The organism is Candidatus Brevundimonas colombiensis (assembly GCA_029202665.1).
Classification (GTDB): domain Bacteria; phylum Pseudomonadota; class Alphaproteobacteria; order Caulobacterales; family Caulobacteraceae; genus Brevundimonas; species Brevundimonas colombiensis.
On sequence record CP119326.1, the window covers coordinates 3159448 to 3174915 of the forward strand.

14 protein-coding genes are annotated in these 15468 nt (G+C 66.8%); 7 read left to right on the plus strand and 7 right to left on the minus strand.

Features of this window, described 5'->3' with window-relative positions; translation table 11 throughout:
- The first annotated feature begins 43 nt into the window (after positions 1–43).
- The 4 genes from P0Y50_15500 to P0Y50_15515 all read left to right on the plus strand — a co-directional run bounded on the left by P0Y50_15500 (position 44) and on the right by P0Y50_15515 (position 3413).
- Entirely contained in the window at positions 44–1006 is a 963-nt protein-coding gene (locus P0Y50_15500; protein ID WEK39918.1) for a hypothetical protein, read from the plus strand.
- A 104-nt stretch (positions 1007–1110) separates the two neighbouring features.
- Complete coding sequence (xth, locus tag P0Y50_15505; protein WEK39919.1) at positions 1111–1896, plus strand: exodeoxyribonuclease III; 786 nt, start codon at positions 1111–1113, stop codon at positions 1894–1896.
- Positions 1897–1901: 5 nt separating this feature from the next.
- Positions 1902–2417: a hypothetical protein gene (locus tag P0Y50_15510; GenBank protein WEK39920.1), complete on the plus strand. Its 516-nt coding sequence runs from the start codon at positions 1902–1904 to the stop codon at positions 2415–2417.
- A 90-nt stretch (positions 2418–2507) separates the two neighbouring features.
- On the plus strand, positions 2508–3413 hold the full coding sequence (locus P0Y50_15515) for a cobalamin biosynthesis protein CbiG (GenBank protein ID WEK39921.1): 906 nt from the start codon (positions 2508–2510) through the stop codon (positions 3411–3413).
- A gap of 9 nt (positions 3414–3422) precedes the next feature.
- Here P0Y50_15515 and recN read toward each other — a convergent pair whose 3' ends face one another.
- The gene (recN, locus tag P0Y50_15520) at positions 3423–5132 is read right to left on the minus strand and encodes a DNA repair protein RecN (protein ID WEK39922.1); all 1710 of its coding nucleotides are present in this window, start codon (positions 5130–5132) and stop codon (positions 3423–3425) included.
- A gap of 89 nt (positions 5133–5221) precedes the next feature.
- Positions 5222–6076 (minus strand): outer membrane protein assembly factor BamD, encoded by an 855-nt coding sequence (locus tag P0Y50_15525; GenBank protein WEK39923.1) that lies wholly within the window; start codon positions 6074–6076, stop codon positions 5222–5224.
- A 194-nt stretch (positions 6077–6270) separates the two neighbouring features.
- Between P0Y50_15525 and P0Y50_15530 the strand changes: the two genes are divergently transcribed.
- On the plus strand, positions 6271–7206 hold the full coding sequence (locus tag P0Y50_15530; GenBank protein WEK39924.1) for a ribose-phosphate pyrophosphokinase: 936 nt from the start codon (positions 6271–6273) through the stop codon (positions 7204–7206).
- Between the two features lie 83 nt (positions 7207–7289).
- Complete coding sequence (locus tag P0Y50_15535; protein ID WEK39925.1) at positions 7290–8426, plus strand: hypothetical protein; 1137 nt, start codon at positions 7290–7292, stop codon at positions 8424–8426.
- 70 nt (positions 8427–8496) lie between these two features.
- Here P0Y50_15535 and P0Y50_15540 read toward each other — a convergent pair whose 3' ends face one another.
- Both P0Y50_15540 and aceA read right to left on the minus strand, forming a co-directional pair.
- Positions 8497–8706 carry a hypothetical protein gene (locus P0Y50_15540; GenBank protein ID WEK39926.1) on the minus strand — a complete coding sequence of 70 codons (210 nt, stop codon included), beginning with the start codon at positions 8704–8706 and terminating at the stop codon, positions 8497–8499.
- Positions 8707–8723: 17 nt separating this feature from the next.
- On the minus strand, positions 8724–10004 hold the full coding sequence (aceA, locus tag P0Y50_15545; GenBank protein WEK39927.1) for an isocitrate lyase: 1281 nt from the start codon (positions 10002–10004) through the stop codon (positions 8724–8726).
- Positions 10005–10160: 156 nt separating this feature from the next.
- Here aceA and P0Y50_15550 point away from each other — a divergent pair, with 156 nt between their 5' ends.
- A complete protein-coding gene (locus P0Y50_15550) occupies positions 10161–11591 on the plus strand; it encodes a short-chain fatty acyl-CoA regulator family protein (GenBank protein ID WEK39928.1) in 1431 nt (476 codons plus the stop codon).
- A gap of 3 nt (positions 11592–11594) precedes the next feature.
- Here the strand turns inward: P0Y50_15550 and P0Y50_15555 are convergent, their stop codons facing one another.
- The 3 genes from P0Y50_15555 to P0Y50_15565 all read right to left on the minus strand — a co-directional run bounded on the left by P0Y50_15555 (position 11595) and on the right by P0Y50_15565 (position 15401).
- Positions 11595–13238, minus strand: coding sequence for a M28 family peptidase (locus P0Y50_15555; protein WEK39929.1), 1644 nt, complete (start codon positions 13236–13238; stop codon positions 11595–11597).
- Between the two features lie 72 nt (positions 13239–13310).
- Positions 13311–14930, minus strand: a complete 1620-nt coding sequence (locus tag P0Y50_15560) for a M28 family metallopeptidase (protein ID WEK39930.1) — start codon at positions 14928–14930, stop codon at positions 13311–13313.
- Positions 14931–15056: 126 nt separating this feature from the next.
- On the minus strand, positions 15057–15401 hold the full coding sequence (locus P0Y50_15565) for a hypothetical protein (GenBank protein ID WEK39931.1): 345 nt from the start codon (positions 15399–15401) through the stop codon (positions 15057–15059).
- Between the last annotated feature and the right edge of the window lie 67 nt (positions 15402–15468).

The window sequence follows — 15468 nt, forward strand, 5'->3', positions numbered from 1 at the left end:
GCGGTCACGAAGTCTGCCAGTTTTCAGAACCCAGGTGTTTCCCATGAAATCCCGTATTCTCGCCGCCGTCGCGGCCCTTCTGTTCAGCACGGCCGTTGCTGCGCCTGCCCTGGCGCAAGACGCCGGGACACATTCAACCGATGCTCAAAGCGGCGTACGAGCCCCGGCTCAGGCCGTGGCGCCTTCGCGCATTAGAGCGCGAAACAATGAACCCCGTCGCGAGCGTGCGCCTGCCGCACCGACCGCCGAGCAGATCCTGGCCGCCGCTCAGGAGCAGATGAGCCAGACCGCAACCGGCTGCCAGGTCAGCGAAGCCAAGCTGCTGGGCAAGACGGCCGCCGGCACCACCGTCTATGAAGTCGCCTGCGGCGCCGCGCCCGGCTATATGCTGGAAACCAAGACGCCGCCCGAGGCCTCCAGCTGCATCATCCTGGCTCACACCGCCGAGCAGCGCCGCGCGGCCGATCCGGCTGCGGATGTCGGCCCCCAATGCACCATCGCCGCCAACACCGACACGCAGAAGTTCCTGCGCGAGTACGCAAAACAGGCCAGCGTGCCCTGCACCGTTGATCAGGCCAAGATTCTGGGTCAATCCGGCGACGGCGCCGTCGTCTATGAGATCGGCTGCTCGGACGCCGCCGGCTACTGGATCAAGCAGGAAGCCGGCGCCTGGACCAAGACCCCCTGCATCCAGGTCCTGGCCGAAAGCGGAAAGTGCGACTTCACCACGACCGCCGAGAACGCCGGCTATGTGAAGACCCTGCTGGCCGGTTCAGAAGCCGCGCCGTGCAATGTCAGCGAGGCCCGCCTGATGGGCCGCAACGCCAATGGCGTCTTCTATGAGGCCAAGTGCGACGGCGCCGATGGCGTCATCGCCCGCCTCAACGCCGAAAACGTGGTGCAGCAGATCTATCCCTGCGCCACGGCTCAACAGATCGGCGGCGGCTGCAAGCTGACTGCAGCCCCTGCGGCTGCGGCGCCCGCCCCCGCCGGCGGTCGCCCCTGAGCGACGGTTCGACACCGACAGGAAAGGCCGCCGGGCGATCCGGCGGCCTTTTCTTTTGAACGACGGTCTTTTCCGAAGGCGAGACGCAGCCTAGCCTTGGCCTCATGCGTATCGCCACCTGGAACGTAAACTCCGTCAACGCCCGTCTGCCCACCGTGCTGGCGTGGCTGGAACAGGCCACCCCCGACGTCGCCTGTTTCCAAGAGATCAAATGCGTGGACGAGAAGTTCCCGCGCGAGGCCTTCGAAAGCCTGGGCTACAATGTCGAGACCCACGGCCAGAAAAGCTACAACGGCGTCGCCCTGCTGTCGAAACATCCGCTGTCGGATATCCGGCGCGGCCTGCCGGGCGACGAAACCGACGAACAGGCCCGCTATATCGAAGCTCTGGTCGAAGCGCCCCGCCCGATCCGCGTCGGCGCGATCTATCTGCCGAACGGCAATCCCATCGGAACCGAAAAGTTCGCCTACAAGCTGGCCTGGTTCGACCGTCTGAACCGGCACGCGCAGGATCTGTTGAGGTTCGAAGAGCCGCTGGCCCTGTGCGGCGATTACAACGTCATCCCTGAAGCCGAGGACGCCAGGAACCCGGCCGCCTGGACCGACGACGCCCTGTTCCAGCCCGACAGCCGCGCAGCGTTTCGCGCGCTGAAGAACCTGGGCCTTGCCGACGCGCACGCGATCGGCGGCGAACCGGCCGGAACCTACACCTTCTGGGACTATCAGGCCGGCGCCTGGCAGCGCGATCACGGCATACGCATCGACTTCGCCCTTCTGTCGCCTCAGGCGGCGGACCGGTTCCGGGGCGTCGAGACCCACCGCGACGCCCGCGACATGGACAAGCCCAGCGACCATGTGCCCGTGGTGGTCGAAATCGACCTGGAGGCCTGACGCTGATGGCCGACGTCTTTCGGGTGGTTCTGCTGATCGCCCTGGCGGCGGCGCTGCTGACGACGCTGGCTCTGGCGCTGTCCTGGTGGATGGAGCCGCCCCGCCGCCTGCGTCGCGCCATGCTCAAGGCGCTGGGCGCCGCGCCCGAGGTGGAGGCCCTGTCGCCCGGCGAAGGGCGCGCCTGCGCCCTGAACTTCGACGTCGAACAGGTGGTGGTCCTGTGGGGCAATGGCGCGCATGGTCTGGCCTACGCCTTCGAGGAGGTTGAGGGCGGCGAGATCATCGTCGACGGTCATGTCGTGGCCCGCATCCGGCGCGGCGAGGCGCGCAAGTCGCTGGACGTTCTGGCGCCCGACGCCGAACAGGTTGTGCTGCGGCTGATGTTCGCCGACGCCCGCCACCCCGAGTTCGAGCTGGCGCTGTGGGACGCCGCCCTGCCCGTCCAGACCGGCTCGCCGGGCGAGGCGCTGCGGCTGGGCCGGCGCTGGCTGTCGCACCTTGAGGCCCTGCTGAAGGGCTGACAGGGACAACAGGCCCCTTTGCGATGTCGCCGGAGAGCGGTAGAAGCCCCCGCTCATATCCTGACACGCCTTTGACCTGAGGAGGCCGCCTTGGCCCGCCTTTTCGACGCCTATGTCGTCGCCGACTGGACCGCCGCAGAAACCAAGAAGCTGGGCGACACCTCGCTGTGGATCGGCGTGGCCAAGCGCGACGTGCGGTTTCGTCTCTATGCCGAGACCCATAACGTCGCCACCCGCGCCGAGGGCGAGGCCTTGCTGGCCTCCATTCTGGCCGATCACAGGAAGCGCGGTGACCGCGTTCTGGTCGGGCTGGACTTCAACCTCGGCTATCCCGTCGGCACGGCGGCGCGACTGAAGCTGGAGGGCGCGCCCTGGCAGGCGATGTGGAAATTCATCGCCGCCAACATCGTGGACAAGGCCGACAACACCAATAACCGCTATCAGGTGGCGGCCAAGATGAACCGGCTGATGACCGACGAGGCCTGGCCCTTATGGGGCGCCCCGGCCAAACAGGCGCAGCGCTGGCTGACCACGACCAAGCCGCCGGCTGGATCTGGCGCCGACATCCCCGAGTTCCGCGTCACCGAGGACGCGGTTCGCAAGGGCCGGCTTCAGCCCAAGAGCGTCTGGCAGATGCATGGCGCGGGCGCCGTCGGCGGCCAGACCCTGGTCGGAATCCCGGCCGTGCGTCGCCTGTTGGAAAGCCTGGGGCCGTCCGGCGCCGTCTGGCCGTTCGGCACGGGATGGCGTGAATTGACGCCCGAAGACGTGGAGCCGCTGTCCGCCCTGTTGGTGGAGGTATGGCCCTCCATGTTCGAAACCAAGCTGGAGCCCGGCGAATTCAAGGACCAGGCCCAGGTCCGCACCACCGCCGAGGCCCTGGCCCGCATGGACGACGCGGGCGATCTGGCCAAGGCTTTCGGCCCGCCCAAGACCGCAACTCCCGAACTGATCGCCCAGGTCGAGCAGGAAGAAGGCTGGATTCTCGGCGCCTGAGCCCGGCGATCAGCCGATCAGGGCCCGCGCCGCCGCGCGCGCTTCGTCGGTGATGGCGGCGCCGGACAGCATCCGGGCGATCTCTTCGCGACGGTGATGGTCGTCCAGGGCGACGACGGTGGTGGTGGTCATGACGCCGTTTTCGGAGGGCGCGTCGGCCTTCTTGACCTTCCAATGGGCGTGGCCGCGCGCGGCGACCTGGGGGCTGTGGGTCACGACCAGAACCTGGCCGCCGTTCGACAGCCGCTTCAGGCGTGATCCGACGGCCTCGGCCACCGCCCCGCCCACGCCCTGATCGACCTCATCGAAGATCATCACCGGCTGGCGCACGTCCTCGCGGCTGGCCAGGGCCGCCTTCATGGCCAGGGCGAAGCGGGCCAGCTCGCCGCCCGAGGCGATGGCGTCCAACGGGCCGAAGTCGGTTCCGGCGTTGGTGGCGATCTGGAAACGCACGGTCTCCAGCCCCTCCGGTCCGCGCCGCCCCTCGATTCGCTCCAGCGCCACCCGGAACCTGGCCCGCTCCAGCTTCAGCGGCGTCAGTTCGCCCATGACGGCGGCGGTCAGCCGATCGGCCGCCGCCTCGCGCGCCGAGGTCAGGAACTCTGCGGCCAGATCATAGGCTTGGGCCGCTTGCGCCGCCTCGCGCCCCGCATTGGTGAGCGCCTCCTCGCCGTCTTCGATGAGGCGCAATTGTTCGCGCAGACGAATACGCAGGCTCGGCAGGGCGTCGACGCTGGTGTTCAGCTTTCGCGCCGTCGCGCGCAGGGCGAACAGCCGCTCCTCCGCCTTGTCCAACCGACCCGGCTCATAGTCGAAGGCGTCGGCGGCGGCGTCCACAGCGGCGATGGCCTCGGCCGCCTCGACCATGGTGCGATCGATGGCCTCGACGGCAGCGGACAGTTTCAGAACGACCGGATGATCGCCCTCGGCCCCCGCCTGCCCGGCCCGCTGCCGCGCGTGCTCGACGGCGCGCAGGGCCGACCCCAGCTTCTGGCTCAACTTGTCGCCGCCCAACTGGGTGCGCGCATCGGCCAGGTCGGCGATGGCTTTTTCCGCCGCGCCGAGAAGCGCCCGTTCGCCCGCCAGTTCCGTCTCCTCGTCGGCGCGCGGGTCCAGGGCGTCCAGTTCGGCCAGGTTCAGGCTGATTTCCTCCAGACGCGCGGCGGCGTCGGCGGCCTGGGCCTTCAACTCGGCCAGTTTCGCCTCTGCGGCCTTCAGCTTGTTCGAGGCGGCGGCCACCGCCGACAGCTGCGGCTGCAGACCGCCATAGGCGTCCAGCGCCCCGCGATGGGTGCGCCAGCCCAGCAGGCCCACCGTCTCGTGCTGGCCATGAACCTCGACCAGGGCGGCGCCGATCTCACGCAGGACCGTCACCCCGGCAGGCTGATCGTTGACATAGGCGCGGCTGCGGCCGTCCGCGCCCAACACCCGGCGCAGAATCAGATCCTCGCCCGGCTGGATGTCGAATCCCTTTTCGGCGATCAGGGCCAGCAGATCGGGATCGTCGGGCGCGGAAAACACCGCCGTCGCCACCGCCTGTCTGGCCCCGTGACGCACCAGTCCAGCATCGCCCCGTCCACCCAGCGCCAGGCCCAGGGCGTCCAGAATGATCGACTTGCCCGCCCCCGTCTCGCCGGTCAGCACGGTCAGGCCCGACGCGACGTCGAGATCCAGCGCGTCCACCAGGACGACGTCGCGAATGGACAGGGCGGTCAGCATGGGCGCACGCGATTCGACATCGCCGTCATTCTAACCCGGCCCGCTCAGGAACAAATCAGGAATTGCGGCCCCGATGCGCGACGAAGCCCTCAGCCCGGGATGAGGCGCTTCAGCCAGCTCTCTCGCTTGGCCTCGGGCGCCTTGTCCGGCGTCTGGCCGTTTTCGGTCAGCAGGGCGTAGGCTTCGGAATACCAGGGGCTGCCGGGATAGTTGTAGCCCAGGACGGCGCCGTTGCGGGTCGCCTCTTCCTTCAGACCCAACTGCAGGTTGACCTCGACCAGACGATACAGGGCTTCAGGCGTGTGCGACGTGCGCTGATAGTCGGGATTGGCGATCACGGCCTTGTAGCGGTTCAACGCGGCCAGCGGCTGGTTGGCGCGTTGATAATAACGGCCGATATTCATTTCCTTGCCGGCCAGCTGGTCGTTGACCATGTCGATCTTGACGGCGGCGTCCGAGGCGTAGGGCGTGCCGGGATAGCGTCGCGCCACGTCCTTCAGACCGGCCAGGGCGGCGGTGGCGTAGCCCTGGTCGCGCCCCACGTCGGTGATCTGCTCAAAGTTGCAGACCGCCTTCATGTAGAAGGCGTAGGCCGCCGACGGATTGCCGGGGAACAGCTGGATGAACCGATCCGCCGCCGCGATGGCGTCGACGTAGTTGTTGTTCTGATAATAGGCGTAGATCTGCATCAGGATCGAGCGACGCGCCCAGTCGGAATAGGGGTGCTGACGTTCGACTTCCTGGAAATAGTCCACCGCATCGGACCAGCGCCGCTGCTGCAGGCGGTCGTAGCCGGTGTTGTAGAGCGCCTCAACCGGGCGTTCTTCATAGGCGAGCTTGGGGCGTTTTGTGCCCGAGCAACCGGAAATCGTCACGGCGGCGAGCGCCGCGGCCATCAGCACCATGCCGGAACGGAACTTAGAAGCGGACAAGGACGACCCCATGACGTGTGAAGGACACGGTCATAGGACCGCTTCCCCCGGAAACCAAGGCGGCGATCTCTAGCACCCGCGACCGAGCGGCGCCATGCCGAGGAAATCTCCGCATGTGACTTGCCCTGCCCGGCACCGCTGGTAAAGAGCGCGCCAACCGACCGCCGTTCATGGGGGGCGGATGACGGCGAAAGGATGACCGGCCGATGAAGCTGCTCTCTGGCAACTCCAACCGCGCACTGTCCCAGGCGATCGCCAACCACCTGGATGCGCCCCTGACCAAGGCCCAGGTCAAGCGGTTCGCCGATAATGAGGTCTTCGCCGTCATTGAGGAGAATGTGCGGGGCGAAGACGTCTTCATCCTGCAATCCACCTCCTACCCGGCCAACGATAACCTGATGGAGCTGCTGATCATCACAGACGCCCTGGTGCGGGCCTCGGCGAGGCGGATCACGGCCGTCATGCCCTATTTCGGCTATGCCCGTCAGGATCGGAAGACCGGCGGCCGCACCCCGATCTCGGCCAAGCTGGTCGCCAATCTGATCACCCGCGCCGGCGCCGACCGGGTGCTGACCATGGATCTGCACGCGGGCCAGATTCAGGGCTTCTTCGACATTCCGACCGACAATCTGGTCGCCACGCCGGTTCTGGCCCAGGACATCAAGGATAATTATCCGCGCGGCGACGACCTGATGATCGTCTCGCCGGACGTCGGCGGCGTGGTGCGCGCCCGTTCGCTGGCCAGCCGCCTGAACACCGACCTCGCCATCGTCGACAAACGCCGTCCCAAGGCGGGCGAAAGCGAAGTCATGAACATCATCGGCGACGTCGAAGGCCGCCGATGTATCCTGTTCGACGACATCGTCGATTCGGGCGGCACCCTGGTCAACGCCGCCAAGGCCCTGATCGACCAGGGCGCGACCGAGGTCTCGGCCTATATCAGTCACGGCGTCCTGTCCGGTCCCGCCGTGCAGCGCATCACCGACGGCCCCCTGAAAGAGCTGGTGATCACGGATTCCATCGAACAACCCCACGAAGTTTTGAACTGCTCGAAAATCCGCAAGGTTTCAGTGGCTCCGCTGATTGGTGAAGCTATCCGACGGATCGCCAACGAGGAATCGGTCTCCAAGCTGTTCGATTAATCCTCGGGTAACCATAAGGAACGCCTTATAAGCGCCCATAGAGTTGGCGCTTTTGCGCGCGTGATCGCCTTGAGGATGTTCCAATGAAATCGGCCCCCCTGCGCCGCGGCGTCTCCGCCGTCGCCATCGTCGCCGCAATGATACTCGCCAGCTGCGAGAGCGGACCCTCCAAGGCTGAGCTGGAGGCGCAACGTCTCGCAGCCGAACTGGCCGCCCGCCAGCCTCCGCCCATTTCGCTGAATCAGGGCGTGGCCGAGGCCGCCTCCATCTACGTCGCCTTCCTGCGCGAGGCCCGCACCATCCAGCCGGGCGGATTCCCTGATGCGGAATCGATCCAGGCGGCGATCCGCAAGGGCGCCTCGTATGACGCAGAACAACTGTCGCGCGGCCTGATCGCCTATGGCGCGATCATCGCCATGCAGTCGCCCGAGTTCGTGGCCGGCGTGCGCCAGTACGCCATCGACCCGGCCCAACGTCAGCAGATTGTGGCCCAGATCGTCGCCGATCCGGCCTATGCCGCCACCCTGCCCGGCGCCGACGCCGCCGCCGGCCTGATCGCCAGCACCATCGGCAAGGATTCCGTGGCCATGCGCGCCATCGCCGAGGGCATCGAGCAGGACGCCTATACGATCCAGGGCCGCAGCGATCCGCGCCGCCGCTGGGCCACGACCCCCATCGCCAACCGCGAGGTTCGGTTGGAGGGCGCCAAACACCTGTCCGAGGTCAATATGCTGCCCTCGGCCGAGGAGTCGGCTCAGCTGTTCGCCGCCGGCAACAGCGGGACCGGACTGGCGCTGGAGCCTTCACGAAAGGGTCCGCCCTACACCCCCGCCGTCGTGCGTTCGCTGGCCATTGCGGCCCTGGGCGCCCTGGGCGCGGGCGGCGACGAAGCCCGGGTCAACACCGAAGCCTTGACGCACGAGCCGAACAGCGAGTTCTGCCTGAATATGTCGAAGCTGATGCTGTTCCAGTGCCTGGCCGCCTCGCGCCCCAGCTATGAGGACATCTTCTGCCTGGGTCGTCATGTGACGCGCGATCTGGCCACCTGCACCACCGAGGCCACGCAGATCACCACCATCATCGTCGGCGATCCGCAGGAAACCGGCGCCCCGGCCCGCACGCCCGTCGCGACGGCAACCCCGGCCCAGACGGCCGCCCCGGCCGCGACGCCCGCCGTCGTCACCACCCAATCGCTGAACACAGGCCCGACCACCCGCTAGGCCTCCACTCCAGAATGACGAAAGGCCCGCCCCGAGCGATCGGGGCGGGCCTTTTTTCTTGAGCGACGGCCTATTCGTAGCCGTGGGCCGCCTCGTTGATCACCTGGGACGGCATGGACGAGAAGTCCACGGCGACGGGGGCGGCGGTCTTGGCCTGATAGGTGCGCAGCACGTGCGTCAGGCGACGGCGCACTTCACGCTCGGCCTCACTCTCTGAATCCAGCGCCAGGGGCGCCAGACAGAAGTCGATGATGGCCTCGGTACGGGTCAGCGGTTCCATTGCGGTTCCTTTCCTGATTAAGCCGCGGTGGTGAACTGGGCGGTCTCGGTCGAGTCCTTCAGCGCCGTCGTGGAGGACGTGCCGTTGGAAATGACCGTGGCGACCTGGTCGAAATAGCCGGTGCCGACCTCGCGCTGGTGACGGGTGGCCGTGTAGCCGCGCGCCTCATTGGCGAACTCCCGCTGCTGCAGTTCCGAATAGGCCGCCATGCCGTTGTCGCGATAGCCGTCCGCCAGCTCGAACATCGAGTTGTTCAGGGCGTGGAAGCCGGCCAGGGTCACGAACTGGAACTTGTAGCCCATGGCCCCCAGCTCGCGCTGGAATTTAGCGATAGTGGCCTTGTCCAGCTTGGCTTCCCAATTGAACGACGGCGAGCAGTTATAGGCCATCAGCTTGCCCGGATGCTTCTTCTGGATCGCTTCGGCGAACTTCTTGGCGTCGTCCAGATCGGGGTGGCTGGTCTCCCACCACAAGAGGTCGGCGATGTTGGCGTAGGACAGGCCGCGCGCAATGCAGTGGTCCAGGCCCGTGCCTTCCTTCAGGCGGAAGAAGCCCTCGGGGGTGCGGTTCTCGCGGTCGATGAAGGGCTGGTCGCGCTCGTCGATATCCGAGGTGATCAGCTGGGCCGATTCGGCGTCGGTGCGGGCGACCGTGATTGTCGGCGTGCCCATGACGTCGGCGGCCAAGCGCGCGGCGACCAGATTGCGCTCATGCGCCTGGGTCGGGATCAGGACCTTGCCGCCCAGGTGTCCGCACTTCTTCTCCGACGCCAACTGGTCCTCGAAGTGAACGCCCGCCGCGCCCGCCTCGATGAAGGCCTTCATGATCTCGAAACTGTTCAGCGGCCCGCCGAAGCCCGCCTCTGCGTCGGCGACGATGGGCGCGAACCAGTCGCGCTTGGTGCCGCCCTCGGCGTGCTCGATCTGGTCGGCGCGTTGCAGGGTGCGGTTGATGCGGCGGCACAGCTCCGGCGCGGCGTTGGCCGGATACAGCGACTGGTCGGGGTACATGGCGCCCGCCGTGTTGGCGTCCGCCGCGACCTGCCAGCCCGAAAGATAGATGGCCTTCAGCCCCGCGCGAACCATCTGCATCGCCTGATTGCCCGTGACGGCGCCCAGGGCGTTGATGAAGGGCTCGGTGTGCAGCAGCTCCCACAGCCGGTTCGCGCCGCGTTCGGCCAGCGTATGGGTGACCGGCACCGAACCGCGCAGGCGCAGGACGTCTTGCGGCGTATAGGGGCGCTCGATGCCGTCAAAACGGCCGGCGGGCGAAGGAACCAGGTCGGCGAAGGTGGTCATGATCGAACTCGTCTGTGCGAAGGGCGCGGCCGCAGCCGCCGTCCGGCAGACAACACCACGTCAAAGTCACGAATGACACCGGCTCAGCGGCAATATAGGAGTCACTTTGTCACATCACGACTTTACATGCACTGTCACATCATGACACCTACCGACATGGATATGGCGACCGATCGCAAACTGTTCCTTGGCGCGCGTTTGAAACGGTTGCGTCGCGACCTGTCGCTGACCCAGACGGCGATGGCGGCGGACCTCGGCGTTTCCCCCAGCTATCTCAATCACATAGAACGCAACCAGCGTCCGGTTTCGGCCCAGCTTCTGTTGCGCCTGGCCGACACCTATGATGTCGATCTGCGCAGCCTGAACCAGGCGGGCGCGGCCGACGAAGCGCGCCTGACCGAAATCCTGACCGACCCGCTGTTCAAGGGTCTGTCCGCCCCCCGGCATGAGCTGGTGCAGCTGTTGGAGGAAGCGCCCGGCGTCGCCGACGCCCTTTTGCGTCTCTATCAGGCGTTCGAAGACGGCCGCGCCAAGGCGCGCGCCGCAGCCGAAACCGGCGAAGGTCTGTTTGAATCCAGCCCGGCCGACTGGGTGCGCGAATATATCCAGTCGCGCGGCAACCATTTCCCCGAACTGGACCAGATGGGCGAGGCCCTGGCCGAGACCCTGGCGGCCGAGGCGCCGGTCCACGCCGACGGGTTCGAACCCGCCGCGCGACAGCGGCTGGCGGCCCGCCACGATCTGGGCGTCCGCACTCTTCCCGCCGAGGTCATGGTGGAATGGACGCGCCGCTACGACCTGCACCGCCGCCGCCTGCTGCTGTCGGAAACCCTGGGGCCGTCGTCGCGCGCCTTCGCCATCGCCTATCAGTTGGCCCTGGCCGAACACGGGCCGGCCCTGCATCAGACGGTCGAGGCGTCCGCCGCGCCAGACGCCGCGACCCGCGCCCTGCTGAAGGTCGCTCTGACCAACACCCTGGCCGCCGCGATCCTGATGCCCTACGCCGCCTTCCAGCGCGCGGCCGAGGACTGCGCCTACGATCTGGCCCGTCTTCAAGCCCGGTTCGGCGTCAGCTACGAACAGGCGGCGCACCGTTTGACCACCCTGTCGCGGCCGACCGCGCGGGGCGTGCCTTTCTTCCTGATGCGGGTCGATCAGGCGGGCAACATCTCAAAACGCTATGCGGCGGGGGCCTTTCCCTTTTCGCGGTTCGGCGGCGCCTGCCCGCGCTGGAGACTGCATTCGGCGTTTCGCACGCCGGGCCGTATCGTCACCCAGATCATCGAGACCCCGGACGGCAATCGGTGGTTCACCTTCGCCCGCACGGTCGAGCGCCAGGGACACGACAGCTATGGCGAAAGCCATGACCTGGCCGTGGGGCTAGGCTGCGAACTGCGCCACGCCCACCGCCTGGCCTATGCCCGGGGCCTGGACCTGGACAGCCCGGACGTGACGCCCATCGGTCCGGCGTGCCGCCTGTGCCACCGCCACCCTTGCGCCGAACGGGCCGCCGCCCCCGTCGACCGCCCTTTGGCCGTCGATGACTGGTCCAAGTCGGTCAGCCCCTATCCGTTCGGCGCGGCCTGACGCCTAGCGTCGCTGGTCGGCCGTGCGGTCGCGGATAGCGTTGAACTCGGCCGTCGGCTTCCATGCGGGCCAGGACGCGCTATCGGCGACCGTCAGCCCCAGCCGATACAGCAGGTCCAGGTTCTGCAGGGCCGCCGTGAAGTCGTAGTCGGCGCGCCATTCGTCGGTCAGCTTGTGATAATACCGCTCCATCTGCCCTTCGTAATAGGGTTTGCCCGCCGCGATCCCGCCCTCGACGAAATCGCGCCCCGTCCACGGCATCAGGGCCGGGACACCGCCTGCCGCGAAGTTGAAGTGGTCTGATCGGTAATAGAAGCCTTCTTCGGGATAGCCGTCGCCGGTCACCGCCCGCCCCTGCACGGCCGCGAACCGGCCCAGGATGTCCTCCAACTCCGACTTGCCGACGCCGAACACCGCAACATCCCGCGTCGCGGGCGTGAAGGGCAGCATGTCGATGTTGATGTCCGCCGCCGTCCTGGCCAGCGGGTAGATCGGATCGGCGGCATAGGCTTCTGATCCCAGCAGCCCCTGCTCTTCCGCCGTGACGTGCAGGAAAACGACGGTGCGTTTCGGCGCCGGTCCCGCCTTGAACGCCCGCGCCATTTCGATCAGCCCGGCAGTGCCCGACGCATTGTCCCAGGCGCCGTTGAAGATGTCGTCGCCATCGGCGCTCGGTGTCCTGGCCTTGCCGATGTGGTCCCAGTGGGCGGAATAGAAGACATACTCATCCGGCCGTTCCGTGCCGGGGATCTTGGCCAGCAGGTTGTTGGAATGAATAACCTCGGTCGTCTCGGCGATGTCCACGTCCAGACGCGCGCCAAGATCGACCGCGCCGCCCAGCGCCCCGGCCCTGGCCCTGACCAGCGCTGTCTCCAGCGCGGGGCCGCCGACGGCCGTCGCCGTCGCCATATTGATCGACCCAGTGAACCGCGCGTCCTGGGCGCCCTTGATCGTCATCTGCGGCCGCGCCGCGCCGCCCACCGCGCGACGCCAGCGGCTATCCTGATCCTGCAAAGTGAGGACGCCCACCGCCCCGCGCCTCAGCGCCTCCTGCATCTTGTGGGTGGTCGAGCCGTAGAAGTTGGGATCCGCCCCCATGCTGTCCGGCTGTCCGCGCAGGACGACGGCCACCTTGCCGGTCAGGTCGGTCGCGCCGTAATCATCCCAGGTCGGGCCGGAGATGCCATAGCCGGCGAAGACCAGCGGTGCGCCCGCAATCCTCACCTTCGGATCGGCCGCCCCGGCGCGCAGGGTGATGTCGGTCCCTGAAACCAACGGATGCGTCACACCATCCGCCCCGGCCCATGACGCCGTCGGCGCGCGCTGCGGCGTGAAACGCACCAGATCGACGGGCTGCAACCACGATCCGTCGCGTCCGCCCGGCTCCAGACCCATCGCCTCATACTGGGCCTGCAGATAGGCCAGTGTCAGCCGTTCGCCGACCAATCCGGGGAACCGCCCCTCCATTTCGTCCGACGCCAGATATTTGATGTGGTCCGACAGGCGTTGGGCGCTGAACTGCGGCGTGGCGGCCGAGGCGACGGCGAAGGCGTCCACCTGCGCAGCGGGACCGGTGACCGGGGCGGTCGCACAGGCGGCCACGGCAAACGCCGCAAGGGTCACGAAGGATAGACGGCGAAGAATCATTCAAGCTTACTCAAGGCGTGGAAAGGCGAAAGGGCGCGGATGCCTTCCCGCCCCTCCCTGGTCAATCAAGGATCAGCGGCGTTCCGACGCCGTGGTCGCGCGGACGGGTGCGAACTCCGAACCCGGTTTCCACTGCGGCCAGTCGCGGCTGTCGGCCAGGGCGCGCCCGACGTCGTAGAAGACCGTCAGGTCCTCGATCATGCCGCGATAGTCCCAATCCGGCGACCATTCGTCCGCCGCCTGGTGATAGCGTTTGGCGCCGTATTCCGCCCGCGCCGCCTCGCGCTCGGCGACGGGTGCATCGCGGAAATCGCCCCGGCTGCCAGCATAGGCCATCGGCACCCCGCGCTTGGCCAGGGGGAAATGGTCCGACCGGTAATAGGTGCCGGCCGCATTCTCGTGGTCGGGAACCAAGGTGCGACCCTGCGGCTGGATCGCCGTCGCCAGACGCTCGTCGAAGTCGGATTGACCATATCCGGTGACGCCCAGCCCCATGACCCGGCCATAGACGTTCATGGAATCCATGTTGAAGCCGCCTACGGTCTTCGCCAACGGATACACCGGGTTCACAGCATAATATTCCGAACCCAGCAGGCCGCTTTCCTCGCCGGTAAAGCTGATCATGACGATGGAGCGCTCGGTGCGCGGCGCCTGACCGAACATCCGCGCCAGTTCCAGCAGGCCCGCCGTGCCCGAGGCGTTGTCCACCGCGCCGTTGAAGATGCGGTCGCCGGTCGCATCCGGCTCTCCCATGCCGATGTGATCCCAGTGGGCGGTGTAGAGGATGGTCTCATCCGGGTGGGTTGTGCCCGGCAGGCGGGCGATGACATTATGGCTGGTGACCTGATTGGTCGCGACGTCGAACGCGGTTGAGAAGGAGGCCCCGGTCAGGGCGACGGGCTGGAAGTCGCGGCGGCGCGCCTGAACCTTCAGCGCCTCGAAATCCAGCCCGGCGCGACGGAACAGATCGACCGCCACGTCACGCTGAATCCAGCCCTCCATCGGCACGCGTTCGGCCGCCGCATTCTGGCGCAGGATGTCGAACTGCGGCACGCCCCACGAATTGGCCACCGTCTGCCAGCCATATGACGCCGGCGCCGTCTCATGGACGATCAACACGCCCGCCGCCCCCTGTTTGGCCGCCTCTTCGTATTTGTAGGTCCAGCGGCCGTAATAGGTCATGGCCTTGCCGCCGAAGGTGTTCAGCGCCGGCTCCTCGAAGTCGGCGTCGTTGACCAACACGACCAGAATCTTGCCGCGCAGGTCCTGGCCCTTGAAGTCGTTCCACTGACGCTCGGGCGCGTTGATGCCGTAACCGACGAAGACCAGCGGCGCGTCGTTCAGGCTGACGTGTTCGGTCGGGCGGCGGGTCGAGATCGCGACCTCTCTCCCCTGCGTCAGGGGCAGGGTCCAGTCACCCAGCTTCAGCGAGGCGTGGACGTTGGACTGGGTGAAACGGTTCAGGATCACATCCTGGGTCCACCGACCGTTCGGCCCGCCCGGCTGGAAACCTGCGGCGGCGTAACCTTCGCTCAGATAGCGGATAACCTTCTCTTCCGCCGGGGTGGCGATGCCCCGCCCCTCGAAACTGTCGTCCGACAGGGTCTTGATGTCCTGCGAGATGCGCGCGGCGTCAAAGGCGGGAACGGTGTGAACCGCAGCGGGATTGGACGCCGTGACGCAGGCGGACAAGGCGCTTGCCAACAGAACGGCGGCGAGAGAAGAGACAAGATGCATGAACTGAAGGCCCCACAGCCGGCAACGATACGCGACCCTAGGGGGCGATCATCCAGCTGTCGATACAAACCAGCCCTTACGTCAGCCTGGGACGGGGCTCTCGCGAGCGTCGCAGGTTTTTGTCACGGCCTCACGGATATCAGCATAACGACCGCGGACGGCCAGATCGCGCGCAGCTTCGCAATCGCCGCTGGCGATCAAACGATCGAGTTTCTCAGCTAGCTCGAAGCGCTGGTTGATGACCACTTGCCGCCAACGCTGGATTTGATCACGCCGCTCGTTTTCGACGATCAGGCGACGGTCGTTGTCTTCGAAACGTGCAAGGCCGCCGACTGCATAGATGACCTGCGAGTTCGAGGGGGTCGGTGTGGCGGTTTGCTGCGCGGCGGAAACTGTCATCGCCAAGCCGAGAACCATCATGAACATTGTCGTCTCCCGAAGTTCGTCAGCGATTTAGGCACAGGTCGCGAGTACGCGCTACCTCAAGGCGATG